The organism is Terriglobales bacterium (genome assembly GCA_035651655.1).
Lineage (GTDB): Bacteria > Acidobacteriota > Terriglobia > Terriglobales > Acidobacteriaceae > DASRFG01.
Genome location: DASRFG010000011.1, coordinates 54,246 through 81,233 on the forward strand (window position 1 = coordinate 54,246; position 26,988 = coordinate 81,233).

Annotated in this window: 16 protein-coding genes; 10 read left to right on the forward strand and 6 right to left on the reverse strand. The window is 57.7% G+C overall.

Annotated elements, in window-relative coordinates; all coding sequences use genetic code 11:
* Positions 1-2: 2 nt before the first annotated feature.
* From VFA76_05185 to VFA76_05200, 4 genes are all read right to left on the reverse strand, one after another.
* Entirely contained in the window at positions 3-3,122 is a 3,120-nt protein-coding gene (locus VFA76_05185; GenBank protein ID HZR31230.1) for a multidrug efflux RND transporter permease subunit, read from the reverse strand.
* On the reverse strand, positions 3,119-4,300 hold the full coding sequence (locus VFA76_05190; protein HZR31231.1) for an MdtA/MuxA family multidrug efflux RND transporter periplasmic adaptor subunit: 1,182 nt from the start codon (positions 4,298-4,300) through the stop codon (positions 3,119-3,121). The genes VFA76_05185 and VFA76_05190 overlap by 4 nt, the downstream gene beginning before the upstream one ends.
* Positions 4,301-4,366: 66 nt before the next feature.
* Complete coding sequence (locus VFA76_05195; GenBank protein ID HZR31232.1) at positions 4,367-5,782, reverse strand: ATP-binding protein; 1,416 nt, start codon at positions 5,780-5,782, stop codon at positions 4,367-4,369.
* 3 nt (positions 5,783-5,785) lie between these two features.
* Positions 5,786-6,502: a response regulator transcription factor gene (locus VFA76_05200; protein HZR31233.1), complete on the reverse strand. Its 717-nt coding sequence runs from the start codon at positions 6,500-6,502 to the stop codon at positions 5,786-5,788.
* Positions 6,503-6,665: 163 nt separating this feature from the next.
* On the opposite strand from VFA76_05200, the gene VFA76_05205 reads away from it, so the two are divergent.
* Positions 6,666-7,136: a Spy/CpxP family protein refolding chaperone gene (locus VFA76_05205; GenBank protein HZR31234.1), complete on the forward strand. Its 471-nt coding sequence runs from the start codon at positions 6,666-6,668 to the stop codon at positions 7,134-7,136.
* Positions 7,137-7,361: 225 nt separating this feature from the next.
* Here the strand turns inward: VFA76_05205 and VFA76_05210 are convergent, their stop codons facing one another.
* Positions 7,362-7,574 carry a hypothetical protein gene (locus VFA76_05210; protein ID HZR31235.1) on the reverse strand — a complete coding sequence of 71 codons (213 nt, stop codon included), beginning with the start codon at positions 7,572-7,574 and terminating at the stop codon, positions 7,362-7,364.
* A 628-nt stretch (positions 7,575-8,202) separates the two neighbouring features.
* On the opposite strand from VFA76_05210, the gene VFA76_05215 reads away from it, so the two are divergent.
* From VFA76_05215 to VFA76_05235, 5 genes are all read left to right on the forward strand, one after another.
* A complete protein-coding gene (locus VFA76_05215) occupies positions 8,203-9,135 on the forward strand; it encodes a DUF5996 family protein (GenBank protein ID HZR31236.1) in 933 nt (310 codons plus the stop codon).
* Positions 9,136-9,150: 15 nt separating this feature from the next.
* Positions 9,151-10,140, forward strand: coding sequence for an alpha/beta hydrolase (locus VFA76_05220; GenBank protein HZR31237.1), 990 nt, complete (start codon positions 9,151-9,153; stop codon positions 10,138-10,140).
* A gap of 149 nt (positions 10,141-10,289) precedes the next feature.
* A complete protein-coding gene (locus VFA76_05225; GenBank protein ID HZR31238.1) occupies positions 10,290-13,709 on the forward strand; it encodes a TonB-dependent receptor in 3,420 nt (1,139 codons plus the stop codon).
* A gap of 93 nt (positions 13,710-13,802) precedes the next feature.
* Positions 13,803-15,794: a sulfatase-like hydrolase/transferase gene (locus VFA76_05230; protein HZR31239.1), complete on the forward strand. Its 1,992-nt coding sequence runs from the start codon at positions 13,803-13,805 to the stop codon at positions 15,792-15,794.
* Positions 15,795-15,930: 136 nt separating this feature from the next.
* Positions 15,931-17,937, forward strand: a complete 2,007-nt coding sequence (locus VFA76_05235; GenBank protein ID HZR31240.1) for a sulfatase-like hydrolase/transferase — start codon at positions 15,931-15,933, stop codon at positions 17,935-17,937.
* Positions 17,938-17,969: 32 nt separating this feature from the next.
* Here VFA76_05235 and VFA76_05240 read toward each other — a convergent pair whose 3' ends face one another.
* Positions 17,970-19,223: an alkaline phosphatase family protein gene (locus VFA76_05240; protein ID HZR31241.1), complete on the reverse strand. Its 1,254-nt coding sequence runs from the start codon at positions 19,221-19,223 to the stop codon at positions 17,970-17,972.
* 43 nt (positions 19,224-19,266) lie between these two features.
* Between VFA76_05240 and VFA76_05245 the strand changes: the two genes are divergently transcribed.
* The 4 genes from VFA76_05245 to ilvB all read left to right on the forward strand — a co-directional run bounded on the left by VFA76_05245 (position 19,267) and on the right by ilvB (position 26,866).
* The gene (locus tag VFA76_05245; GenBank protein ID HZR31242.1) at positions 19,267-19,566 is read left to right on the forward strand and encodes a hypothetical protein; all 300 of its coding nucleotides are present in this window, start codon (positions 19,267-19,269) and stop codon (positions 19,564-19,566) included.
* Complete coding sequence (locus VFA76_05250; GenBank protein ID HZR31243.1) at positions 19,563-23,174, forward strand: alpha-amylase family glycosyl hydrolase; 3,612 nt, start codon at positions 19,563-19,565, stop codon at positions 23,172-23,174. The genes VFA76_05245 and VFA76_05250 overlap by 4 nt, the downstream gene beginning before the upstream one ends.
* Before the next feature lie 155 nt (positions 23,175-23,329).
* Positions 23,330-25,039, forward strand: coding sequence for a dihydroxy-acid dehydratase (ilvD, locus tag VFA76_05255; protein HZR31244.1), 1,710 nt, complete (start codon positions 23,330-23,332; stop codon positions 25,037-25,039).
* A gap of 99 nt (positions 25,040-25,138) precedes the next feature.
* On the forward strand, positions 25,139-26,866 hold the full coding sequence (gene ilvB, locus VFA76_05260; protein HZR31245.1) for a biosynthetic-type acetolactate synthase large subunit: 1,728 nt from the start codon (positions 25,139-25,141) through the stop codon (positions 26,864-26,866).
* The last annotated feature ends 122 nt before the right edge of the window (positions 26,867-26,988 follow it).

Below are 26,988 nucleotides of genomic sequence, written 5' to 3' on the forward strand. Positions count from 1 at the left end.
GCCTAGTCGCCTCGGACCAATTCCTCTGCCGGCTCTTCGATGGGATTGCCAATCCGGAATCGCGAAAAGCGCCTCGCTATGCGGTCAAATGCCAGATAAACCACTGGGGTGGTGTACAACGTGAGCAACTGGCTCAACAAAAGTCCTCCTACTATGGTGATTCCGAGGGGCCGGCGCAACTCCGATCCAGTTCCACTCCCCAATGCCAGCGGCAGCCCGCCCAGCAGCGCCGCCATGGTCGTCATCATGATGGGCCGGAAGCGCAACAGGCTGGCCTGGAAGATTGCCTCTTCCGGGGCCTTGTGCTCCACGCGCTCCGCCTCTAGCGCAAAGTCAATCATCATGATGGCGTTTTTCTTTACGATACCGATCAGCAAAATAATGCCGATCAGCGCCACCACTCCCAGGTCATTTCCTGTTATCAATAGCGCGAGGATTGCGCCCACGCCGGCGGAAGGAAGCGTAGAGAGAATGGTGATGGGATGAATGTAGCTCTCATACAGCACACCCAAAACGATGTAGACAGTGATAATCGCCGCCAGAATAAGGAAAGGCTCCGTCGAAAGTGAATTCCTAAACGCCGCCGCCGTTCCCTGGAAGCTCGAATGAATGCTTTCTGGCAGCCCAATCTCACGCTCCGCCTGATCGATCACCTTCGTGGCCTCGCCCAGCGAAACTCCGGGGGCAAGATTAAACGACAGCGTGACCACCGGAAATTGTCCTTGGTGGTTGATCGAAAGCGGCGCGTTGGTTGACTCGAAATGCGAGAAAGCCGAGAGCGGCACCTGCACGCCCGTGTTCGAGCGAACATAAATCTGTTTGAGCGAGTCCGGGCTTTGCTGGAAATTCGAGGCCGCCTCGAGCACCACGTGATACTGATTCAATTGCGTAAAGATGGTCGAGATCTGTCGCTGGCCGAAGGCATCGTAAAGTGTGTCGTCAATTTGTTGCGGCAGAATTCCCAACCGCGACGCGGTGTCGCGATCGATCACCAGTTCCACCCTCAGCCCTCCGTTTTGCTGGTCGCTGGCCACGTCGTGCAGCTGAGGCTTGCTACGCAACTGTTGTAAGAGCTTGGGCGCCCACACTCCCAATTCCTGCGCGTCAGCATCTTCGATTGAGTATTGATATTGCGTGCGGCTTACCCGGTCTTCGATCGTCAGGTCCTGCACCGGTTGCATGTAAAGCGTGATCCCCTCCTCCTTGGCCAACTGAGGCTGTATTCGGCGGATAATCTCCGAGGCTGAAGGCTTGCGCTGGTTTCGCGGTTTTAGGTTGATCTGGATGCGTCCGCTGTTGGGCGTGGTGTTAACCCCATCCACCCCTATAAAAGAAGATAGGCTGACCACATCGGGGTCCTTCAGGATCACGCTTGCGAGCTTCTGTTGCCTTTCCGCCATGGCTCGAAACGACACGGTCTGTGGCGCTTCCGAGATGCCGAGGATCACGCCTGTGTCCTGCACCGGGAAAAAGCCTTTCGGCACCACAATGTAAAGGAGCAAGGTGAACACCAGAGTCGCAAAGGTGACCACCAAAGTCGCGGTCTGATGACCTAGCACCCACTTAAGCGTGCGTCCATAAAATTCGACCACGCGGTTGTAAAAATTCTCGGAAACTCGATAAAAGAGCGATTGATGGGTTCCCTTCGGCTTGAGCAGCTTGGCAGACATCATCGGGGTCAAGCTGAGCGAGATCGCCGCTGACACCAAAATCGTGACCGCCAGCGTCACCGCAAATTCACGGAACAACCGCCCAACAATGTCGCCCATAAACAGCAGCGGGATGAGCACCGCGATCAGCGACACCGTCAACGAAATAATCGTGAACCCGATCTGCCCCGATCCCTTTAACGCCGCCTCCAGCGGGGAATCGCCCTGCTCCAGAAAGCGGTCGATGTTCTCAATCATCACGATGGCGTCATCCACCACAAAGCCGGTGGATATGGTCAAGGCCATCAATGTGAGATTGTTCAGGCTGTAACCCAACAGGTACATCACTCCAAAGGTGCCTACAAGCGACAGCGGTACTGCCACGCTCGGAATTACAGTCGCCGAAAGATTCCTCAAAAACAGGAAAATCACCATCACCACCAGCGCGATGGTGAGAATTAAAGAGAACTGAACGTCCTGCACTGAGGCCCGAATGGTTTGCGTGCGGTCAGTAAGAATCTGCACTTTGACGGATGCTGGAAGGGAAGACTGCAACTGAGGCAACAGCTTCTTGATCCGGTCCACTACCGTGATGATGTTCGCGCCCGGCTGGCGCTGGATGTTCATGATCACCGCCGGTGTTTCGTTCATCCACGCAGCCAGATTCGCATTCTCGGCGCCATCAATCACGTTGGCTACGTCAGCGAGCCTCACCGGCGCGCCATTCCGGTAGGCGATGATCACCGATTGATATTGATTACTCGAGGTCAGCTGATCGTTGGCGCCGATAGTGAAAGACTGGCGAGGGCCGTCCAGCACGCCTTTCGCCTGATCAACATTCGCCTGCGCCAGAGAGGTGCGCACGTCCTCAAGGCTGAGGCCATTCGAAGCCAGCGCTGTCGGATTTGCCTGGATCCTTACCGCCGGTTTCTGTCCGCCGCTGATGGTGACTAGTCCCACCCCTAGAAGCTGCGAAATTTTCTGCGCCAGGGCAGTGTCGGCGAGGTCCTCAACTTTGGTGAGTGGCAATGTGTCAGAGGTGAGCGCCAGCGTAAGAATCGGTGCATCCGCCGGATTCACCTTGCTGTAAATGGGTGGATTGGGCAGGTCCCGCGGCAAATACGTTCCCGACGAGTTGATCGCTGCCTGGACCTGTTGCTCGGCCACATCAATGTTTTGATCGAGGCTGAATTGCAGTGTGATCAACGAACTTCCGAATGAGCTTGTCGAGGTCATCTGGCTCAGGCCTGGCACTTGCCCGAACTGCCGCTCCAAGGGCGCGGTCACAGACGACGCCATTACATCGGGATCGGCTCCCGGATAAAACGTCATCACCTGAATAGTTGGGTAATCAACTTCTGGTAATGCTGATACTGGAAGCTGCCGGTAAGCTACAAACCCCACCAGCAACAAGCCAATCGTGAGCAGCGAGGTCGCAACCGGTCGGAGAATAAACAGCCGAGACGGACTCATGGCGCGGAGATGCGAGTAGGCGGGGCGGAGGACGCGTTAAGGTGACCGGTATTGCCAGTTCGGGGTTCCACCTTGCTTCCAGCTTGCAGTTTGTCTTGGCCATCCGTGACCACCATTTCCCCCGGCCTCAATCCTTGCGCTACTGCTGCCAGGCCGCCTTCTGTAAGCGCCACCGAGACCGGCCTCACCTCAACCGTCTTGTCTGGTTTCACCACGTAGGTAAACATCCCGTCCGGGCCGCGTTGAACGCCCGCCGAGGGAATGACAATGCTGTTCTTCCGGACTTCTAATAGCAAGTGGACATTCACAAACTGATTGGGCCAGAGTGCTCGCTCCTCGTTTGTAAAAATCGCTTTTAGCTTGCCGGTGCCAGTCGTTTGATCTATTTGATTGTCAATCGTGAGCAGAGTGCCGGTGGCAAGTTTTGTGCGGTCATCTCGGCTGTAGGCTTCCACACGAAGAGGAGTATTGCGCATATGCTGGGCAACACTTGGCAGTTGATCTTCAGGTAGGGTGAAGACAGCAGATATCGGCTGCAACTGTGTAAGGATCAGCATCGGAGTCGGGTCCGATGCATGGACCATGTTCCCTACGTCTACCATTCGCAGCCCCACTCGGCCGCTTATCGGCGCCACGATGCGCGTATAAACCAGGTTCAGTTTGGCATTGTCTACAGCCGCCTGGTCTGCGTGCACTGCTCCTTCCAGCTGTCCCACCAGGGCAGTCTGTGTATCAACCTGTTGGCGGGAAACGATTCCCGCGTTGACCAGCCCCTTGAACCTTTCCAGATCCAATTGTGCATTCTTCAGTTGTGCCTGATCTCGAAACAGCGTCGCCCGTGCTTGCTCCAGGGCCACCTGAAATGGACGCTGATCCAGCACCGCCAGCAATTCTCCCTGCCGTACTTCCTGGCCTTCCCGGAACGCAACCCTTACCAGTTGTCCGTCCACACGGCTCTTGATCGCCACCGTATTGAACGCCGTCACTGAACCGAGCCCAGTCAGGTACACAGGCACATCACGCTGTTCCACCAGCGCCACGCCGACAGAAACTGCTTGTTGCTGCTGCGCGCCTTTCCCGCGCTGCTGCGCGGATGAGTTCTGCACCGCGCTGCCGCAACCTAGCAGGCTTCCGCTCGCGAGAAGCACCAAGCCGAACAACAGGTCTTTCGTTTGCATTGTTTGCTCTCTAACCCACCAACTACTCCCCCAGCTGTCGATTGTGATGTGATGAATTACTGCAACCTATTGATGCACAGTTTCATGACTGGGCACAGTCGTAGCGGGCAACCGGATCTCCACCACGAAACCCCCATTCGGCGCATTGGCCGCGCTGATCGTACCGCCATGCAGGCGAACTGCTCGTTCAGCGATCGCCAGTCCCAACCCCGAGCCGCCGGTTTGCCGTTCACGCGCAGCATCTACTCGGTAAAAAGGACGAAACAGGTTTTTGAGTTCTTCATCCGGGACCCCCGGGCCATGGTCGCGGATGGTAATCACGGCAAAGTTCCCGCTATTCGTTCCCTCGCAGCCCAATCGGATCTCAACCTCGCTCCCCTCTGCCGTATAGCGGACCGCATTCCGGATTACATTTTCAAACGCGCTGCGTAATAGTCCGGGGCTACCTAGAGCTTCGCAATCCTCGGCAGCCGGTTCAATTTCCACCAATCTCACTCGCGATTTGCGGCTGTGCGCCTCAAAATCGGCGTCCCCAATCACGTCTTTTAGCAGATCAGGGATGTTCACCCTCCTCTGCTCGGGCGTCTGCTCGCCGCTTTCCAGGCGGGCTAATGTCAGCAGCTTTCCTATCAAATCATTTAACCGTTGCGCTTCCAGTTCGATCCTGTCGAGGGCCTTGCCCACATCTTCGGTAGCGCGTTGCCGGGCCAGTCCCAGGGCCACATTCAAGCGCGCCAGCGGTGAGCGCAGCTCATGCGAAATGTCGCTCATCAATTGTTTTTGAGAGTTGACCAAGGCTTCCAATCGCCGCGCCATGCGATTGAAATCGTGCACCAGTTCCGAAATCTCGTCCTTGCGTTCGGTCTCCGCCGCTCTTGCTGAAAAATCACCGCTCGCCAACTGTTGGGTCGCCGCCCGCAGTCGCACAATCGGCCCGGTAAGATAGCGCGCCAGCCAGAAGCAAATCAGACCGGAGATGAACGTTCCCAAACTAAGGTGCCAGAAAAGTTCCCGTGTTGATCGTCGGAAAGCCATCGGGCCGTGCCCGTGGAGCATTCTGGCCACTAGGATGTAACCCTTCCCGCTGCTGGCAGTCATTACCTGTGCCGTCAGGGTAGCGTCAAACCGGTTCTCGAACTGAGGTTGGTTGGTCTGCCCGGCCAACCCGGCCATCTGCCTGACCCGTTTTGGGGTTGATGCCGCCTGCCCATAAAGCTCCCGGCCCTGGGAATCAAACCAGAAAAACTGCATGTCCGCCGACTTCTCCAGCTGCTGCAGATATTCATCAGCAGCCTTGATTCCGCCCTGCTCGAGGAATGAGGCCGCGGTCTCGTTGTAATGCTTGAGCGCGTCAGAAGAAATGTAGCGCCAGCGGGAGACCACCCTCTCCGCCGGGTGCTCGGCTAACAGCAATGCTAGTCCCAGGATCAGTGCCTGAATTAACCAGAATGAAAGAAAAATTTTGAGGAATATGCTTCGCATCCGTCAGGCACTCTTCCCGGTGGCTGCCGATGAAGCGTAGATGTAGCCCACCCCGCGCACCGTCTTGATGCGCTCTTCGCCATGCCCATCCCCGCCCAGCTTTTTGCGCAGCTTACTCACGTGCATGTCAATACTGCGATCGTAGGGCGAGAACATCCGGCCGAGCACCGCCTTCGCCAACTGCTCGCGCGTCACTACGCGGCCAGCCTCGTGCAACAGCACCTCGAGCAAATTGAATTCCACTGCCGTTACTTCAACCGTAGTTCCGTTACGGCGCACCGTGCGTGTGCCGGTATTCAACTCGACGTCGCCGACGCTGATCACCACCGGCCCCGGCTTATGTTCCGCTCCCTCTTGCTTGGTACGCCGTAAGATGGCATGGATCCGTGCCACTAGTTCTCGGGGATTAAATGGCTTAGGCAAATAGTCGTCCGCGCCCAACTCCAGCCCGACGATTCGGTCCACGTCTTCTCCCCGGGCCGTCAGTAAAAGCACGGGGATGGCGGAATGTGCAGCTCGCAGCTTGCGCAACACATCCAGACCGCTTAGGCCTGGCAGCATCACATCCAGCACCACGATCGCATGTTCGGCTGAGCGTGCCCGGTCAAATCCGCGATTGCCGTTGTGCACCAGCTCGACTTGAAACCCTTCCGGCTCGAGGTACTCCCTCACCAGTTCACAGAGTTCCACGTCGTCATCCACTACCAATACCCGGTCCATGGCTCTCTTGGCCTATTAATCCTTAATAAGTTCTACACCACCGGCTGCGCCGAGCGTGTAAAGAAGTGTAAGTAGGATTTACAAAACTTTACGATATTTGACTTACTCTTTACGCGCGTGCGGCGTAATACGTGTTTAAGTTAGTAATCGGAGGTGAGGGAAAATGAATCGCAAATATGCTGTTACAGCAGTTGTGATCTTGCTGGTCGTCGGCACTGCCGCCGTCGGTCAGGGATGGGCCCACCAGCATCGCCGCTGGGGAATGGACGGTCTTATTGACCATCATATGGCCCAGATGGCTTGGCGCCTCGACCTAAATGACAGCCAGAGACAACAAGTGAAGGCGCTGGTTGCGGCCGAAAAGCCCAATATCAAAAACCTGGTCCAGCAGCTCGCGGCCACACATCAGCAGATGCTGACGGCTACTCAAAAAGGGCAGTTCGATGACGCCAAAGTTCGTGCCATCGCCAATCAAGAAGCGCAGACCATTGCGGAGTTGATTGTCACCAAACAACAGTTGCAATCGAAGGTGTATAGCTTGCTCACGCCGGTGCAGCAGGCCAAGTTCGACCAGATGCAGCAGCGCCACTTAGACCATATGCAGAAACGGATGGGAACTACTTCAAAACCGTAGTGCCGTGTGCCGCACACAACCGACTTATCGTGTGCGGCGCACTGCCACTCTGTCTCTGATCATCGAACAGAAGAAGCCTTGCTGATTTGCGGCGACCCTGCTTCCGGATCCAGAAGCCTGGCCAATAACACGAATAAAGAAGTCATTATTGCAGTCACAACTAACGACCCAATCCAGAGAACGCCGGCGTAGATGTTGGACACTATTCCCTGGGCTCCCGGTCCGTCAGCAATCATGAGTTGGCCCCCAGGTTGAGATTGGCAAATCCTCTCTGCAGCGGCTTATCACCGACTTAATCTCGCGCAACTTCTGCCGCTCGTCCAAGGCGCTGTTCAAAACATCTTCGATCTCGGTCATCCAATACTGCAGGCACCGATCAATCCCATTCGCCAGCTCTCCCACAACGATCTCCACAAACTCGGTTTCGGTTGTAAGCATTTTCGTCCGCCTCTCTCGTATCTATAGAAGCTCAATGAATGGATCGACTATTAAGACATTTTTTGCCGTGTTTGGTTGTAAAGATTTGGTCAACGAATTGTAAAAATGTGTAACCAATCCAATCTGGTTTTTCGTTCTTACAAAACTTTACATTTGCTGACGTGCTCCTCTCTACCCAAACCGCTGTGTCCAGCGTGATCATTTGTTACGTGAGAAGATTTTTTCAAGGTTGGGTTCCTCTGCCGTTGTTTCTGCTCAACTCCTCGTTGGCTCTCGCGCGGTTGGCAACTGCAGCAGTTTGGCTTCCTACGCGCCCTGAATTTTTGCTTGCGGGGCGTTACAAATCTTTACCGGACGTTTACAAAACTTTACGCTGCCTTCGATATGCCCCGTGGTAATCATTAGAGCGAGCACTGCTGCGAAAGGGGGTGATCAGCTCTCCTTGATGAATCGGGCGAGTGCCGAGTAAGCTCCTGGACAACTTACTGCTAACACCCGCCCGATCCCCTTTCCGTCAGTGCAGCTCTCTTTAACTTCCTTCCAACCATCAACCCGGTCTTAAAAACTCCAGCCCCTTACACTCCGCCACTTTCCGGCGTAGGATATTTCCTTTGAACGGAACCCCAACGTGAACAACTCTCGTGCAGCCAATAGCGAACTCGCCTGGCCCGAATTGCCGCTCGATCAATGGAAAGACACCTACGCCACGCTCCACATGTGGACGCAAATCGTGGGAAAGGTTCGCCTCGCCTTGAGCCCTCACTTGAACCACTGGTGGGAAGTTCCGCTGTATGTCTCCGCCAGTGGGCTTACCACCTCACCCATTCCGTACCGCGACATCCTGTTCGAAATTGAGTTCGACTTCATTGATCATCAGCTCTCAATCCATCTCAGCGACGGACGCGCCGCGACCCTCGCTTTGGAACCGCGCTCGGTCGCCCGGTTTTATCGCGAGTTCATGGCCATGCTGCGCGATCTGGACATCACGGTAAAAATCTGGAAGATGCCCTGCGAAGTTCCCGACCCCATCCCTTTCGACAAGGACGAACAGCACGCCTCCTACGATGCTGACTATGCCCACCGCTTCTGGCGAATACTGCAGTCTGCCGATACCGTCTTCAAAGAATTTCGTGCCGGCTTTATTGGCAAGGCCAGCCCGGTACATTTCTTCTGGGGCAGTTTCGATCTCGCAGTCACCCGTTTCTCCGGACGCCCGGCGCCCGAACGCAAAGGCGCGGACATCATCACCCGGGAGGCGTACTCACATGAAGTCAGCAGCGCGGGCTTCTGGCCCGGTGGCGGGGATGTGAAAGGCGCTGCCTTTTATTCCTATGCGGCTCCAGAACCAGCAGGCTTTTCTGCTGCTCCCGTCAGACCTAGGCCCGGGTTCTACAGCACCGCACTCTCCGAGTACCTGCTCATGTACGATGATGTTCGCCGGGCCGAGTCACCAAGGCTGGCCCTCATGGATTTTCTGCAAAGTACCTATGAGGCCGCCGCTACCCTCGGCAAGTGGGATCGCGCTTCATTGGAACGGTCTCCATCCGCCAGCGCCGCCTGACAAAATAAAGGACCTATGAACAACCCGTCCCAGCCCCCCGTCCTCGACCCTGCCGTTCAAAAACTTCTCGACGAGTTCGCTTCCACACCTGGTCCAAAGATTCACGAGCTTCCAGTAGAAGACGCGCGGCACGTCTTTTTGGATATGCAATCAATCTCCATTCCTAAACTGCCAGCCGACATCGAAGATCACACGCTTCCCATTGGTCCGCGCGGGTCGGTTCTCATTCGCATAGTTAAGCCGCAAGGAATTGCCGGCCCGCTCCCGGCGGTTATGTATTTCCACGGTGGAGGCTGGGTCGTCGGAGACCGCGAGACCCACGACCGCCTTCTGCGAGAATTGGCAAACGGCGCCAACGCCGCGATTGTCTTTGTAGAGTATTCGCGTTCACCGGAATCGTGCTATCCCATCGCCAACGAAGAAGCCTATGCCGCAACCCAATGGATCGCAGAGCACGGCGATGAACTCGGCCTCGATTCCAATCGGCTTGCGCTCGCGGGCGACAGCGCCGGCGGAAATATGGCCACGGTCGTATCCATGCTCGCTAAGCAGCGCGGCGGTCCCAACATTGACCTCCAGATTCTGTTCTGCCCCACCCTGGATGCTTCCACCGATCCCGAGTCCTATCGCCAGTTCGGCGCCGGATACGCGCTCGACCTCGAAGCCATGGAATGGTTCTGGAACCATTATTTCTCCGCTTCCGAGGTGCGTTTTGAGCCCACCGCCTCTCCCCTGCGAGCTTCCTTGCAGCAACTGGCAGAGCTGCCACCCACGTTGATTATCACGGCAGAATGCGACGTTCTGCGTGACGAAGCCGAGGTTTTCGCGGGCAAATTGATGCAAGCCGGTGTCCAGGTGACAGCAACCCGGTATCTCGGCACTATTCACGATTTCATGGTGCACAACGCGCTCGCGGAAATGCCGGCCACACGCGCCGCCGTCGCGCAGGCCAACGCAGCCTTGCGCCAGGTCTTTCACTCTCGGGCTGAACGCGTTGCCGCCTAGCTCTTTGGCCACGGCGAATGTTATGTCTTGCCGCCGACACCCCCGTTTCGATAAAACTCCTTGACTACTCACAACTTGTGGGTAAACTTGTGCGCTATCAGAAGTTCGAACTTGGCGCACGTGCCCGATCCCTGGCTTGTGGAGGTCGTATGCGGCTTTTGCGGTGCTTTGCCGTATTGGCAATTGCAGTTCTGATGGCTGCTCTTCCGCTCTTCGCGCAGAAAATTACTGGCGATATTATCGGCGACGTCACTGACACGACCGGCGCGGTGCTGCCCAATGCGAATGTTACGGCCAAGAACGTGGACACCGGTTTCAGTCGCTCTGCCACCACCTCCAGCACTGGCTCGTATCGCATTCCCGATTTGCCGGTGGGCAACTACAACGTGACGATCTCGTCCGAAGGCTTCAAGACCATGAGCCAACGGGCACAAGTGATTTCCGGTGCAGTGGTGCGGGCCGGGTTCAAAATGGAGATTGGGCAACGAGCGGAGACGGTGACGGTAGAGGGCCAGGCTCCGCTGGTCGATCTCTCTCCCAACAACAATAACTATGTGGACACTGAAAAGATTGCGAGCGTGCCGCTGAATGGACGCGACTTCAACTCGTTGCTGGCGGTGACTCCGGGTGTGCAGCGCTCTCCCGGCGGAGGCTTCCTGGCCGTGAGCGTGAACGGCGCGCGCACTACTTCGAATAACTATTTCATTGACGGTCTGTATAACAATGATCGCTACTACGGCGATTCCGCGGTTAACCAAACGGGAGTTGTAGGAATACCCGCCACCATTTTTCCACCAGAAGCGATTCAGGAGTTGAGCGTCCAAGAGACCCCATCGGCCGAGTTTGGAGTTAAGGGTGGTGCACCCATTCTTCTAGGCATGAAGAGCGGCACTAATTCTTGGCATGGAACCGCGACTTGGGTGCGTCATACAAACTTCGCTGATGCGGCCAATTATTTTTCAAATCATAATCCGGACAACTGCGCGGCTCCGGGCGAGTGCAAGTCCACCCCTTTACACAACAATCAGTTTGGCGGAACTTTGGGCGGTCCGATCATCAAAGATAAAGCATTCTTCTTCGTCTATTACGAAGGCCAGCGCTACAAGTCCTTGGCCGTCAGCAGTCGGACCGTTCCCAGTCCGGCTGAGATTCAGGGAGCACTTGCTGACATTAATGCAAAAGGGCTTGCGGTAAATCCTGTCGGGCAAGCCCTGCTCAATTTCTTCCCCACGTCACCCACGACAAGTCTTGTTGCACAAACGCCAACTACGGCTAAGGATGATGGTTTTGGTATCAAAGGCGACTACAAGCTCAGCCAAAATCACTCTATAAACGGTCGCTATATTTTCGGAGACAGTTTGCAAAGCGCGCCACCCTTTGCAGGTCTACCCGCAGGCGGGCCGAAGCCCGATTTGTTCAATTCTGTCGCTCCCTCACGCGCGCAGATGGGTGGATTGAGTTGGACTTGGAACATTGCTAATAACAAAATTTTAGAGAGCCGGTTGGGCTACACGCGCTTTGCACAGATCATTGAGGTCAACAATAAGATCGATCCTAAGAGCCTGGGATTGGATACCGGTCCCCTGTCTCCCACGGATTTCGGTGTGCCCTACGTGTATTTGTATCAGCTCGGGTACGGCGGTTACATCGGTGGTGTTCAAGGATATCCCATCACCACCCGGCCTGATTCCACTTGGGACTGGTCGGAACACTACTCTTGGGTGAAAGGCAACCATACCATCAAGTTTGGCGGCAACTATCAGAACGCTTACACCAATAGTCTCCGCAATCGTGCGAGGTCGGGCTTAGTAGCTGGTTATTTCCTGGGTTACGCCTCAGGAATATCCGGAGATCCCGTCCAGGACGCCGTCGAAGAGCTACTGCTGGGCAAGGTTGATAATGCAAACCGCAATTTTGGCGATACGCATCGTCACATCTTCCAGAAATCGGTCGGCTTCTATGCACAAGATGATTGGAAGGTCAGACCTCGGCTCACAGTAAGTTACGGACTGCGTTGGGATTTGAATGGAGCCTTGGGCGAGAAAGACAACATCGGTTCGAACTTCTTTCCCGATCGCGGCTTCGTCAGATTAGGACAGGGCATTGACCGTCTACATAATCTCGATAAACACGATTTTGGCCCTCACCTCGGGTTCGCGTGGGACGTGACAGGTAATGGCAAAACCGCCCTTCGCGGCGGTTACTCCATGACCTACGATATTGCTAACTTCGCCGCGCTGGCGGCCCCGTACAGTTTTGCCCGAGCACGGTCTGGCGCTTTCACGCAACCCGATCTCGGGAAATTTTCCTCGTTTGGAGTCTCAATTACTGGAGATGTCGCCAGTGACATCGGATCGCTTCCCAATCCGAATGATCCCAGCGCCACTTGCTTTGATCCGGTGGCCCAAACCGGGGACTATATCTGCTTGACTCCTCCTGGGGGCGGATCAATTTTCGGTCCCAGTCCCTCCGGATCGCCTCCCTTCAATGCTTTTTCGGTTGTGAACAACTTCCGGACTCCGCGTTTACACAACCTTAGTCTGAGCGTTCAACAAGAAATAACCCGCAACAATGTGCTTACCGTCGGTTACTCCGGCCAGCGCGGACAGAATCTTGTCCTGTACCGGGATCTGAACGCAACTCCACTCGGCACCGGTTGCGCGGGCCCCAGCTGTGATCCATTGCGTCCACTGGCTAATGCCGTACCCGGTTTACCACTTAAGCACATCATTCAGGCAACCAACCTCGCGCGTTCGCAGTACGACAGCTTGCAAGCGTCGTATAACCAGCGCGACTGGCACGGACTCGACACACAATACAACCTCACCTGGAGCAAGTGTTTGGACAACAACTCCGTGAACCGAGGCGGGGCTGGGGACTATCCTCAGCTGAACAACCCCTTGAATGTTCGCGACTCACGTGGCCTTTGCGATCACGATGTGCGACTCAACTTTAACGTGGCAGGCGTGTACTCTGTGCCTGCAATTCCGCACCTGGGTGAACGTGCGGGTAAAGGTTGGCAGCTCAGCACCATCTACACAGCCATAAGCGGCCGTCCATTTACGGCGCTGCTCGCCAGCAGCAGTGATCCTTCAGGCCAGGGTCTGGTTGGCAGCTCTATTCGCGCTGCGTACGACGGTTCGCCAATTGTTTATCAAACCCGTAATCCAAATCAGTATGTGGTTGAAGACTTTATTACAAAGACATCACCTGCAGGGACGCACGACGCTTGTGGTCGCACTGGGATTGGAACTCCTTTGTCGCCATTTTTCGTTCCTTGTCCTGGAACAGTCGGCAACTCGGGTCGTAACCAGCTAATTGGGCCGGGCCTGAGTCAGTGGGACATGACACTGATTAAGAACACCAAGATCACCGAGCGTCTGAACGTCCAGTTCCGCTGGGAGGTTTACAACGTTCTGAACCGGGCGAATTTCTTTTACCTGCCGGACAATGCACTGGCCGGTAACTTCGCTAAGGTGACTAAGACTTCGGACGTAGCCGTCGGCAATCCGGTAATCGCCCAGGGCGGTCCCAGAAACATGAACTTCGCGTTGAAGTTTGTCTTCTAAAGGAACTGTCTCGGAGTGGAATTCGGGGAGTCTGCCTATGGTAGACTCCCTTTTTCTATGCGGTTTTCCCGATGTCTGGCTCTCTTCTTGGGGATGTCAGGGCTTTCGGCTCTTGCCCTTCCACCCAACACTCCTCCCAATATCGTCCTGATCACGCTAGACACCACCCGAGCCGATCGCATGGGCTTTCTCGGCTCCCACCGTGCGCTCACGCCCAATCTCGATCGCTTGGCAAAAGACGGCATCATATTCAGCCGGGCTTATGCCCAGGTCCCGCTTACCACGGCGTCACACGCAGTAATCCTTACCGGCACCTATCCTCAGTTCAACCATGTCAATGATTTCGGCAAGCCGCTGCTACCCGACGTTCCTTATCTTCCCGACATCCTGCACCGCCGGGGTTATCGCACCGCAGCTTTCGTCGGTTCGCTGATTTTGGATCCGCTGGATGGCCTTGCTCCTGGTTTCGATCGTGGCTTTGATGTTTACGACGCTGGGTTTCGGCTGCGTCGCCCGCGAGAGGATCGCTATAAAACCGTGGAACGCCGTGGTGGCGATGTGGTTGCGCGTGCCTTAGCCTGGCTCCGCAAGCCTCGAAAGGGCCCCTTCTTCTTGTGGGTTCATCTCTATGACGCGCACGATCCTTACGATCCCCCCGCTCCGTACAAGCAGCAGCATGCTTCCTTTCCGTACGATGGCGAGATCGCGTATGAAGATTCGGTCGTCGGAACGCTCCTGAACGCATTGCGCGCTGGGAAGCTTTATGACGGTGCTTTGATTGCAGTCATGGCGGACCATGGCGAGGCGTTCGGTGAACACGGAGAAAGAACGCACGGCATTTTTCTTTACGATGAAACAATCCACGTCCCCCTTGTCCTCAAGCAGCCTTCAAATCATTTCGCCGGGAAAACGGTAACTTCTAGGACCGGTCTAGTTGACGTCGCGCCCACAATTCTGCAAATAGCTGGCGTCCCGCTTCCCAAAAACATCCAAGGCGAATCCGTGTTGCGATTAATGACCCGCGGTCGTCCCTCAGGGGCTTCTAAAAGTACGCGCGCTTCCGCACACATGCCCCAGCCCGAAACCGACTTAAACCGTCCCGCCTATGCGGAAACCGATTACCCACACCGAGCTTTTGGCTGGAGCTCGCTTCGCTCGCTGCGCAGCGATACCTATCTTTTCATCCAAGCTCCACAACGCGAGCTTTACGACCAGTCTGCCGATCCTCAAGCTTCCCGCAACTTGGCCTCAACGCGCCCTGCCACTGCAGATACTTTGGCGGCCCAACTCACCGACTTTCGCGTTCGCTCCAGCAGTTCTTCGACGCGGCCGGCAGAAATTGACCCGCAGCAGGCTGAAAAGCTGAATGCTTTGGGCTACGTCGCTTCGGACACCGGTACTCCGGAAGCCGAAAGTCTAGAAAAAACTGGCTCAAATGTTGTCGATCCCAAGAATAAAGTTGAGATCGCCAACTTGATGCACGAAGCCATTATGGATATGGAGGACGGCCGTTACCACGAGGTAATCCCCCGTCTGGAGCGGGTTTTAACAGATGAGCCCAAGATGCCGGTGGCGCAGATGCAATTGGGTACCGCCTACGCCCGCCTGAAGGATTATCAGAAGGCGGTTCCCGCTCTTAAGAGGGCATTGCTACTGCGTCCCGACTCCGGGATGGGGCATTACGAACTCGGGTTGGCGCTGTTCGGGACTGGCGACTGGCAAGCTGCCGCGCCGGAGTTTGAGTTTGCTGTCCAGCACGCGCCTAAGTGGGCGGACGCACATTTCTCTCTAGGTTCCGTCTATGCTCGTATTGACCGTGTGCCTGATGCCATGCGCGAATTGCATACCGCACTCGAACTTGCGCCTTCGCATTACCGCGCCAATCTGCTACTAGGCCGAATTCTCTCGCTGCAAGGAAAGCCTCGCGATGCTCTTCCCAACCTGCGCGAGGCTGCGAAGGTGGAGTCGAACTCGCGCGAGGCCCATGCCTTCCTCGCCGATGCCTATGAACAACTCGGCCTGAATGCCGACGCTCAGCGCGAGCGAGCGCAAGCGCAACGTTTGCCCCCTCCCGGCCAGCAATAACTCACGACAATCAAACTCCCCACGAGAGTGAAATCTACGCATCGGATCTATGCTCCAGTTCTTGCCTGTTGTGACTAGAGAGTCTCTCGGTCCGGCTTCTCAGCTCTCGTCGTGGCATGTGCTAGGCTGAACTTGAATGAGGATCTCCACGTGGTTGCTGGTTTGTTTTCTGTCCGCCAACGGTCTGAATTCGTCTCTCAGTGCTCATGCTCCCCGGCTTCGATCACAGGTCGCGGGCAGATCTCAAATCCGACGCCCTACCTCCCCTCCTGACCTCTTCCTTATTACTATTGACACCCTTCGCGCCGACCACGTTCAGTGTTACGGCTATGCTGGGGTTCAAACTCCCGCGCTGAACGGCCTGGCAAAAGATGGCATTCGCTTCGCCAACGCATTCACCGCGAGCCCCATCACCAACTCATCTCACGCCACAATCCTGACCGGCGACTTACCCAGCACACACGGAGTTTCCGATTTTGGAGTTCCACTCTCGGCGATTCATCCCGCCTGGGCAGAACTTCTCCAGGCTGCCAGATATCACACTGCAGCCTTCATCGGCGCTGCCATCCTCGATAGCAAGACTCTCGCCCCCGGATTCGACCGCGGGTTCGATTTCTACGACAATTTCCCCCCTCATGGCGCGGGCAGATCTCGCTGGGGCAGGGTCGAACGTCGCGGCATGGACGTCGTTTCCCACGCCGAAGCTTGGCTCAGCGCCCATCAATCCGGCCCGCGTTTTGTATGGGTCCACCTGTACGATCCACATGACCCTTACGAGCCGCCAGCGCCCTATTCGCAAACCTATAAAGACCGTCCCTACGATGGCGAGATCACCTACGCCGACTCTGCCCTGCAGCATTTCGTGAACTATTTGAAGCAACATGGCTGGTACAACAATTCACTGATCGTTGTTGTTGGCGATCACGGGGAAGGCCTCGGTGAGCACGGGGAACAAACGCACGGCATCTTTCTATACGATTCCACGCTTCACGTGCCGCTCATCCTGAAGCTGCCCGCTGGGCGCTCAGCCGGCACGGTAGTCTCAAATCAGGTACGCACGCCGGACATTCTGCCCACGGTGCTCGATCTGCTCTCAATTCTGCCGCACACAGCCTTTGACGGCTCATCGCTAAAGTCTGTTCTGCTCAAGACTGAAGTGAACGAGCGTCCCGCCATTGCTGAGACCGATTACCCCCTGCACTTCGGCTGGTCTCCCTTGCGTGCGCTGCGCGCCGAGAACTTCAAACTCATCGAAGCTCCTCGCCCCGAGCTTTACAACCTGAGCACCGATCCCAAGGAACTGCACAACGCTTATGAACCTTGGAACCCTACGGTGCAGAAGTTCCGTGAATTACTTGCCCAAGCGAAGCCCAAGACTCCCACCAAAGCTGCCCCCGGCTCCGTGCCCGAAACCACAAGGGCGGAACTTCGCGCCCTCGGCTATCTCGGGCCAGAAGGCTCTACCAACGTTCCCGAACCTTCGCTCCTGCCCGATCCCAAAGACAAAATTGAAGAGCAGAACCTGCTGCATGATGCCATGCTCGCCACCGACGATGACCGGCTCGCGGACGCGCGCGCTGCCTTGAAACAACTGCTAGCAAGGGAGCCAAAGTCGGCTACGGCTCTGCTACAACTCGGTCTGGTTGAGCTCAGGGCAGGGAACTATCCCCAGGCTGCCGCCTATTTCCGGCAGGTGCGCGTTCTTCGGCCGGACGATGCTTCTGCGGTGCTCCATCTTGGCGCAGCCCTGGAAAAATCCGGCGACCTCGCTGGCGCACAGGAAGCGCTAGAGAGTAGCCTTCACGGCAACCCGCACCAATCCCAGGCCCGTGTGCTTCTCGGGCGGGTGTATCTCCGGCAAAGGAAAGTTGATTCCGCTCAGGACCAGTTCGAGGCCGCAACGCTTTTAGATTCCAGCGGCGATACTCGCCTCAATATCGCTCATGCCTGGCTCGAGGCGGGCGAACCAAACCAGGCGATCGCTCAGCTTCAGGAAGCGTCCAAACTGCAGCCGAACAACCCGGCAATCTACGGCCTGCTGGCGCAAGCCTATAAAAAACTTGGAAAACAAGCTGAGGCCAATCGAGCTGCCCACCGGGCCGCCGCACTTTCCGGCAAAGCGACGTCTTCGCGCCAGCCCTAATTCGCTCATTGTTTTAATCACTCAATAAGAGCCTAGTTCTGCCCGTTGCCGGCCGCCTGCTCGGTCTTGCGATTCTCAAAAATCTCCGTCAACACCCGTCCCTTCATCTGCCCAGGCGCGGAGATCCCGTATAACCGCAGAATCGTCGGTGCGACGTCGAACACCGTCGCTTGAAATCCCATCAGCCGCACATCGTGTTTAATGTCCGGCCCCATGGCAATGAACGATCCCGGCACGTCGTCACCATCCGCAAAATCGTGCTTAGCTATAACAGGAGTTGTCCCGCCATGGTCCATGTGCATGTGCGGATCTTCCTCAAACTCGCGCAACGGCTTAATGCCATGGTCAGAAAGAATAAATAAGTAGGTGTTATCGTCCACGTGCTTCAGGATCGTCCCCAGCACCTTGTCGAACTCGCGGTACTGATTGGGAAAAGCGTCCAACTTCACGCTGCTGATTTTGGGGTTGTAGCCGACGTTGTGCGGCTGGATTGGATAGAGCCAGTGTCCCACGCGGTCCTCGCACGATTGCACCATCATCGTGTAGTCCGTCGGATGATTGGTAAGCAGATAGTCAAACAACTTTGTCTGCTGTGCGCGAATGCGTTGCACATTGTCCAGCCACTCATTAATTAGCTGTGTCTCATGGCCTTTCAGGTCATCGGCCGACGGCATGCGTGCACAATCAATCGAGATATCGCCGACATTCTTTTCAATCTCCGACACCATGCTCTTGGGATAGACCGCATCGCCGCCTTGCACTTCAGAAAGCTTGGGCGAACAGAGCACCCCGTCCTCGCAACCCTTCCCGCGGGTCAACATGCCGCTTACCATGTATCCGTTAACCGGCATCACAGGAAAGGTCGCCGGCACGTTGGCCATTCCTACCGTCACTCCGTGCTTGGAAAGCACCGACCAGAGTGGCTCTTCCTTGAGCATGTTCGTGTTCGCGGTGATCCCGCCCACAATAAAGCCGGTTACTCCGTTTTGCTCAGGCGGGGTGCTGGTAGCGATAGTGCTGTAAACCTTTGGACAATTTGGTGCCGGCACGGTGCGCAGCTTCCCGTAAACACCACGCTTGATCACGCTTGCCAGGTTGGGCAGTTCGCCACGCATCAGCAGCGGGCGAATAATGTCCCACTCCATCCCGTTCACCCCCACCACAACCACGTGGGGCTTGGATTTGGGTGCATTCTGCCCGGCAGAGTCCTGGCCTTGCAGGCCCATGCCGGCCATAAAAACAACAAAAAGCGAGATTAGAAACGGAAACCTGCTTAGGGAGAGCATTACAGTAAACTCCAGAGTAGAGGGTCGCCGAAATTATACCCCTGTGCGCCGATTTTCTGAGCACCTAATTCCGCTCAAGCTGCTGCCAAAACGCGGGAATCCGAGCGTAGGCGTTGGAACTTACGTGGGCACAGGCGCCCTCGCCTGTGCTGGCGAGCAAGGCTCGCCCCGCCGCACAGGTGTTGGAACTTACGTGGGCACAGGCGCCCTCGCCTGTGCTGGCGAGCAAGGCTCGCCCCGCCGCCACCCGGTGCGCTCATTGCAGCTCACTCCGCAGCATCTAACCGCACTGAAATCCGCACCGGAACGCCAGCTTTCCAGTACCATAGCTGCCGACAAATGAGCGAGGTCCCCACCTACGAATTCCACGTTTCCCGTGCCGTCCGCGACCTCTATCAGTTTGATCAGGCTTTTTTCTCCTCCACCGGCAACGTGGTCTTCGCCAATCTAGCTGCCAGCCGTGAATTCGCTCAGCGGATCAACCAGGCCCGCGACGCCGAACACCACCCCGAGCGCACTCTTCATCCCGGCGCGCTCAACGCCATGGGCCTGATTGATGAAGCCTTGCATGCCTTGGTTGATGTGTATCGTCGGTTTAACGATCCGCGCGCCCTGGTTGACGCGCTGTCCTGGTTCCAGTCCCGGCTGGGACAGGAAGCGCTCGAGCAGACGCTACTCGCTTTTGGGGAGCGCTTCCCCGCAATCGTCGTCTATCGCGGCGAGATCAGCGCAGCGAAATGGCTAAGCGCGAGCACCGGCGGCGTACCCCACCGGGCCGTCGCCCTCGAAGAACTTATGATGCTGTGGCTGGCGAACGCCAATCCAGCATTCAAATCATTCAAAGAGCTGTTTGACGACGGTCCTCTCGCCGACGCAACCTCGTATCCCAAGATCACCTCGGCTCTGCGGGATTACTTCAACACTCGCCCGCGCTTCGGGCCCGACAATCAGAATCTGGTCGACGCGCTGCGCGCGCCTGCGCTGGCGTCGCCGGACTCTCTCGCCGATCAGCTTGCCTACATTCGCGAGAAATGGGGCCCCATGCTGGGGGGCCTTTTCGACAAACTGCTCACTGCGCTGGACGTGCTGAAAGAAGAGGAGATGGCGGTATGGATGCGCTTTCATCCTCCCGGCCCGCACTTCGGCGGCGCCCTGGGCCAGGGTGATTCTGGGATTGGCGCCGTCCCGCAGTTTGCCGGCCAGGAGCAAGAATACGAGAGTTTCAGTCCCGACCAGGAGTGGATGCCGAGCACCGTCCTCATTGCCAAGAGCGTGTACGTCTGGCTCGACCAGTTATCAAAGACGTACCAGCGCAACATCCACCGCCTCGATCACGTTCCTGATGAGGAACTGGATGTTTTCGCGCGCCGTGGTTTCAACGCGCTTTGGCTCATCGGAGTTTGGGAGCGCAGCCGCGCCTCGCAACGCATTAAGCAGCTTTGCGGCAATCCCGAGGCCGTTGCCTCTGCCTACTCGCTGGCCGATTACACCATCGCCGACGACCTGGGCGGCGAGTCGGCGTATTTCAACCTGCGCGATCGCGCCTGGGCGCGCGGCATCCGTCTCGCCAGCGACATGGTTCCCAACCACATGGGCATTGATTCGCGCTGGGTGATCCAGCACCCGGATTGGTTCTTGTCGCTGCCCTATAGCCCGTTTCCTGGTTACCGTTTCGAGGGCCCCGATCTTTCGAGCGACGGCCGCGTGGAAATCAAGATTGAAGACCACTATTACGACCGCACCGACGCTGCCGTAGTTTTCCGCCGCAAAGACCGGTGGACCGGCGACACGCGCTACGTCTATCACGGCAACGACGGCACCAGCTTTCCCTGGAACGACACCGCACAATTGAATTATTTGAACCCCGAAGTCCGCGAAGCCGTGATTCAGACCATTCTTCACGTCGCACGGCAATTTCCGATCATCCGCTTCGACGCTGCCATGACCCTTACCAAGCGCCACTACCAGCGGCTCTGGTTTCCTGCTCCCGGCACGGGAGGCGCCATTCCATCTCGTGCTGAGCACGGTATGACCAAGGCACAGTTCGATGCCGCCATGCCGAAAGAGTTCTGGCGCGAAGTTGTAGATCGTGTCGCCGCCGAAGCTCCCGGCACGCTGCTGCTCGCCGAAGCCTTTTGGCTTATGGAAGGTTATTTCGTCCGCACCTTGGGCATGCACCGCGTTTACAACAGCGCGTTTATGAACATGCTTCGCGACGAAGAGAACGCGAACTACCGCAGCGTAATCAAGAACACCCTCGAGTTCGATCCCGACGTCCTCAAGCGCTACGTGAACTTCATGAACAATCCCGACGAGCGCACCGCCGTGGATCAGTTCGGAAAAGGCGACAAGTATTTTGGCGTGTGCACGTTAATGGTGACCCTGCCCGGCCTGCCCATGTTCGGCCACGGACAGATTGAAGGATTCACCGAACGTTACGGCATGGAATACCGCCGCGCCTATTACGACGAGAAGCCGGACTCCTGGCTGGTGGAGCGCCACGAGCGCGAAATTTCCCCCCTCCTGCATCGCCGCTCGGTTTTTGCTGAAGTGGGCGAATTCCTTCTGTATGACTTTTATACCGATCAGGGCTGGGTGAATGAGGACGTGTTCGCCTATTCCAATCGCCGCGGCAATGATCGCGCTCTGGTTGTCTATCACAACCGGTACGCCAGCACTCAAGGCTGGATCAGGATCTCCTGTGGCTATGCCGAGAAACTGCCCGGCGGCGGCAAACGGGTGCGGCAGCGCGCCCTCAGTGAAGCCTTCGGAATGCCCGCGGATTCTTCCGTATTCGTCGCCTGCCGCGATGCCGTAACCGGTCTGGAATACCTCCATCGCGCTCGCGACGTGGCCGAAAAAGGCCTGCATCTCCAACTCGATGCTTACAAGTGCCACGTCTTCCTTGACTGGCGCGAGTTTCGCGATGACGGCGAGCGTCCCTGGAGCGAGCTGTGTAACACGCTCGTCGGACGCGGCACTCCCAGCCTTGATGACGCCCTACGTTCACTCGAGCTTAAACCCGTCCATGAAGCATTGCGTGCCGTGCTCGATCCGGTTCTCGCAAACGGGTTGGCCGATGCGTCTGCTCATGCCGCTGCGGAGGGAAAAGCCGACGGAAAAGAAAAAGAACGCAGCAAGCTGCTCGAGCATGCTCGCCGCCGGGTGCACTCGTTCCTGGTCGAGGCGCGTCGCTATGCTTCCACTGCCGGAGCGGCAGCCGCCGGTCTCGATTCCGCGGAAAAATGGTCTGGCGATCCGGATCAAGCCGCGGACCTATTCGAGCGGCGCTTGAAGGCCGCCTTGCGCTTGCCCGACCTCGAACATCAATTTTCCGCGCCCTGGCCCAACGAGGCCCGCGCCGTACTTCCCAGCATTTCCGAAGATTCCAAGCAAGGCAGCACTGACGGCGCGGCGGCCAGGAAGTCCCGTCAACCCGCCATCTGGGGCACAATTCTTGCTTGGTCTGCCCTGGAGGCTCTGGGGAATTTCAAGGATCCCGCGCAGCCGGAGCGTGCGGCCGCGGACCTGTTCGATCGCCTCCGCTTGCGTGAACCGATGGCCGATGCCTTCGCAGCGCTGGGATTGGAAGGCGAAGAGCGCTGGCGTGCGGCCGCAAGAGTTCGTGCTGCCTTGGCCCACCCCGGATGGGCCCCGGGCGCCGATCTCATATCCCAGCGCGCCACCGCGCCCTTTAGTTGGCTGCACGACCCAGACGTAGCCTGGCTGGTTGGCCTCAACGAGCACGAGGGTGTCCGCTATTTCGTTAAAGAAGAGTTCGAACGCCTGCTTTGGTGGATGGCTTTGCGCGCCCTTCTTACCCTTGCCTCCGAACCCCACCCCGATCCCCAGAAACTGCATGTGGTGGAGCGCGAGCTGAATGCTCGCAACCGCGCTGCGGCCGAAGCCGGCTACAGTGTCGAAGCCCTATTTGAGTCTGGGCGCGAGTAACTCAAACACCGCAACCACAGCTAATAGTATAAGTTCTGCTTATCCAACAGCTCATAAACATAAGCTTGACTAATTACCCCTGAATCGGCCATCATCATCGAATCGCTTTCAGCCAGTGGTACGGGCCGTGTCCTCGGGCGCGGTCAACCTAGCCCATGCCAGACCAGGTTACAGAGAAAAAACGTCCTCAAACGCCGCAAAATGGGAGCCGCCGCAGCGCTGCCTTGGTGGCCGGGCCCAGTCGTGCCCCAGCGCGCGCCATGCTTCATGCCGTGGGATTCACGCGTGAAGACCTGCAGAAACCCCTGATCGGCATTGCCAACACCTGGACCGAAATTGGGCCCTGCAACTACCACCTGCGGGAGCTTGCAGAGGAAGTGAAGAAGGGCGTGCGCGAAGCCGGAGGCACGCCGCTCGAGTTCAACACCGTCTCTATCTCAGACGGCATTACCATGGGCAGCGACGGCATGCATGCCTCCCTGGTCAGCCGCGAGATCATCGCCGACTCCATAGAACTGGTCGCCCGCGGGAACCTGTTCGACGGCTTGGTCGCGCTCTCCGGCTGCGATAAGACGATCCCCGGCACCGTGATGGCGCTGTGCCGCCTCGACATTCCTTCACTAATGATCTACGGCGGCTCCATCGCTCCCGGAACATTTCAGGGCAAGGCGGTCAGCATTCAGGATGTCTTCGAAGCCGTGGGCGCGCACGCTCGCGGCAAGCTGAGCGATGCCGAACTCTGTACTCTGGAAGAGAGCGCGTGTCCCGGAGCGGGTGCATGCGGAGGCCAATTCACCGCCAACACTATGGCCATGGCGACAGAGTTTCTGGGTATTTCGCCCATGGGCACGGCCAGCGTTCCCGCCACGGCAAGGTCTAAAAGCGAAGTCGCTCACCGCGCCGGAGCTTTGGTCATGGAGCTCTACCGCCGTGATCTGCGCCCTCGAGCCATCATCACCCGCGAGGCGCTCGAGAACGCCATTGCCAGCGTTTGCGCTTCCGGCGGATCTACCAATGCGGTTCTCCACCTCCTTGCGATTGCCGCCGAGCTCGGCCTAAAGCTCTCTCTGGAAGATTTCGACCGTATCAGTTCCCGCGTCCCGCTCCTTGCCGACCTCAAACCTGCCGGCCGCTTTATGGCGACTGACCTTTACGAAGCCGGGGGAACTCGCTTGTTGGCCCAGCGCTTGCATCAAGCCGGGTTGTTACATAGCGACGCTATCACTAGTTCCGGCAAATCCATAGGAGAAGAAGCTAAAGCAGCGGTTGATGCACCCGGGCAACAAGTTGTCCGTCCGCTCTCCAATCCGATCAGCGCCAGCGGCGGTCTCGCCATCTTGCGTGGAAATCTTGCGCCTGAAGGCTCCGTAATGAAAATCGCGCATCATCATCGCGACCAGCATCGCGGTCCGGCGCGCGTCTTCAATTCCGAAGAGGAAGCTTTTGCCGCGGTGGATAACAACCAGATTAAGCCAGGCGACGTGCTGGTCATTCGCTACGAAGGTCCCCGCGGTGGTCCGGGGATGCGAGAAATGCTCAGTGTCACCGGCGCATTGGCGGGCGCGGGCCTGGGCGAGTCCGTCGCCCTGATCACTGACGGCCGTTTCTCGGGCGCCACTCGCGGCTTTATGATCGGACACGTCGCGCCCGAAGCCGCTGTGGGCGGCCCCATCGCCGTAGTCGGCGAGGGCGACATCATTGAAATCAACGTCCCTCGCCGCCAGATCCAGGCCGATATTTCCGATGGCGAAATGAAAGCGCGTCTTAGTCGTTGGAAAGCACCAGCGCCACGCTACCAGACCGGCGTCTTCGCCAAATATGCCAGCCGGGTCTCATCGGCATCTTTTGGCGCGGTGACCGCATGACTTATTTGTTTTTTGCTGAGCTTTTGAGTGGAGCAGCGCTTTAGCGCTGCAAAAAAGGCAACGACAACACAAGCGGCTTTAACCGCTGCGGCAAATCATATGAAATCCAACGGAAACGCGGCCAAGAAAACCGGCGCTGAAATCCTCTGGAAGTCTCTGGAACGCGAAGGCGTCAAAGAAGTTTTCGGCTATCCTGGCGGCGCCATCCTCCCCGCCTACGACGCGCTGCGCCATAGCTCCATTCACCACATCCTGGTTCGCCATGAGCAAGGCGCCACTCACATGGCCGACGGCTACGCGCGCGCCTCGGGCGGAGTGGGCGTGGCCATCGCTACCTCCGGTCCCGGCGCCACCAACATGGTGACCGGCATCGCCACTGCCATGATGGATTCTTCCCCCATCGTCTGCATCACCGGACAAGTCGGCAGTAAGCTGATCGGCTCAGACGCTTTTCAGGAGACCGACATCACCGGTATCACCCTCCCCATCACCAAGCATAATTACCTGGTTACTCATCCCGAAGAAGTCGCTCGCACCGTGCGCGAGGCTTTTTACATCGCGCGCTCCGGCCGGCCTGGCCCGGTTTTAATTGACATCACCAAAGATGCGCAGCAGTCCTCTTGCGAATTCGATTGGGAGGGCGCGGCGCCCCAGTTGCCCGGTTATCGTCCCGATCTCTCGCCCAGCGACGACGAGTATGCGCATGCCATGGAGCTGATTCACAAATCCAAGCGCCCGGTGATTCTCGCGGGTCACGGCATTCTGGTCTCCCATGCCATGGACGAGCTGCTCACCCTCGCCGACCGCGCCGAAATCCCGGTTGCCCTTACGCTCCTCGGACTTGGCGCCTTTCCCGCCTCCCATCCGCTGAACCTCGGCATGATGGGCATGCACGGCGAGGCGTGGGTGAACGAGGCCATCCAGGAAGCCGACCTGCTCATCGCGCTCGGGATGCGGTTCGACGATCGGGTCACCGGCAACCTGAAGACCTACGCGCGGTCCGCGCGGAAGATTCACGTCGACATCGATCGCGCGGAGCTGAACAAGAACGTCCGCGTCGACGTCGCCATCGCCAAGGATCTCTGCGCCGCCCTCGACGAATGGCTGCCGCAGGTAACTCCTGGCGACCGCAGCGCCTGGCTGGCGCGCATCCACGAGCTCAAGGGCGACTCCGCGGTCCGCGACATCCAGAATCTGCCCGACGACGGCCACCTCTATGCCGCACACGTGATCAACGATTTGTGGCGGCTGACCGGCGGCAACGCGCTGATCGTCAGCGACGTCGGGCAGCACCAGATGTGGGAGGCGCAGTACTACAAGCACGATCACCCGCGGCGGCTCATCACCTCCGGCGGCCTCGGCACCATGGGCTTTGCCCTGCCGGCCGCGGTCGGCGCGAAGATCGCGCGTCCCGACGCGGAGATCTGGGTCGTCGCCGGCGACGGCGGCTTCCAGATGACGATGCCGGAACTGGCGACCATGGTGCAGGAAAACCTGAAGATCAATATCGCGATCATCAACAACGGCTATCTCGGCATGGTCCGGCAGTGGCAGGAATTCTTCTACGACCGGCGCTATGCGGCGACGCCGATCACCGGACCCGACTTCCGCAAGCTGGCGGAGGCGTTCGGCGTCGATGCGGCGACCGTGCGGACGCGCGCCGAGGTGGCCGACGCGGTGGCCGCGGCGCGGCGCTCGCCGCGCGCCGCCCTGATCGATTTCCAGGTGGAGCAGGAAGACTCGGTGTACCCGATGGTGCCGGCGGGCGCGGATCTCCACAAGATGATCAGGCGGCCGTCGCCGATCGTCGAGACCGCGGCCGACTGATGACCGACGGCATGCCACGCGGGGAAGGGGAGCACGTGTGATCCATACATTCGCGGTTTACGTCGAGGACAAGCCGGGCGTGCTGAACCGGGTGGCGTCGCTCTTCCGGCGCCGCGCGTTCA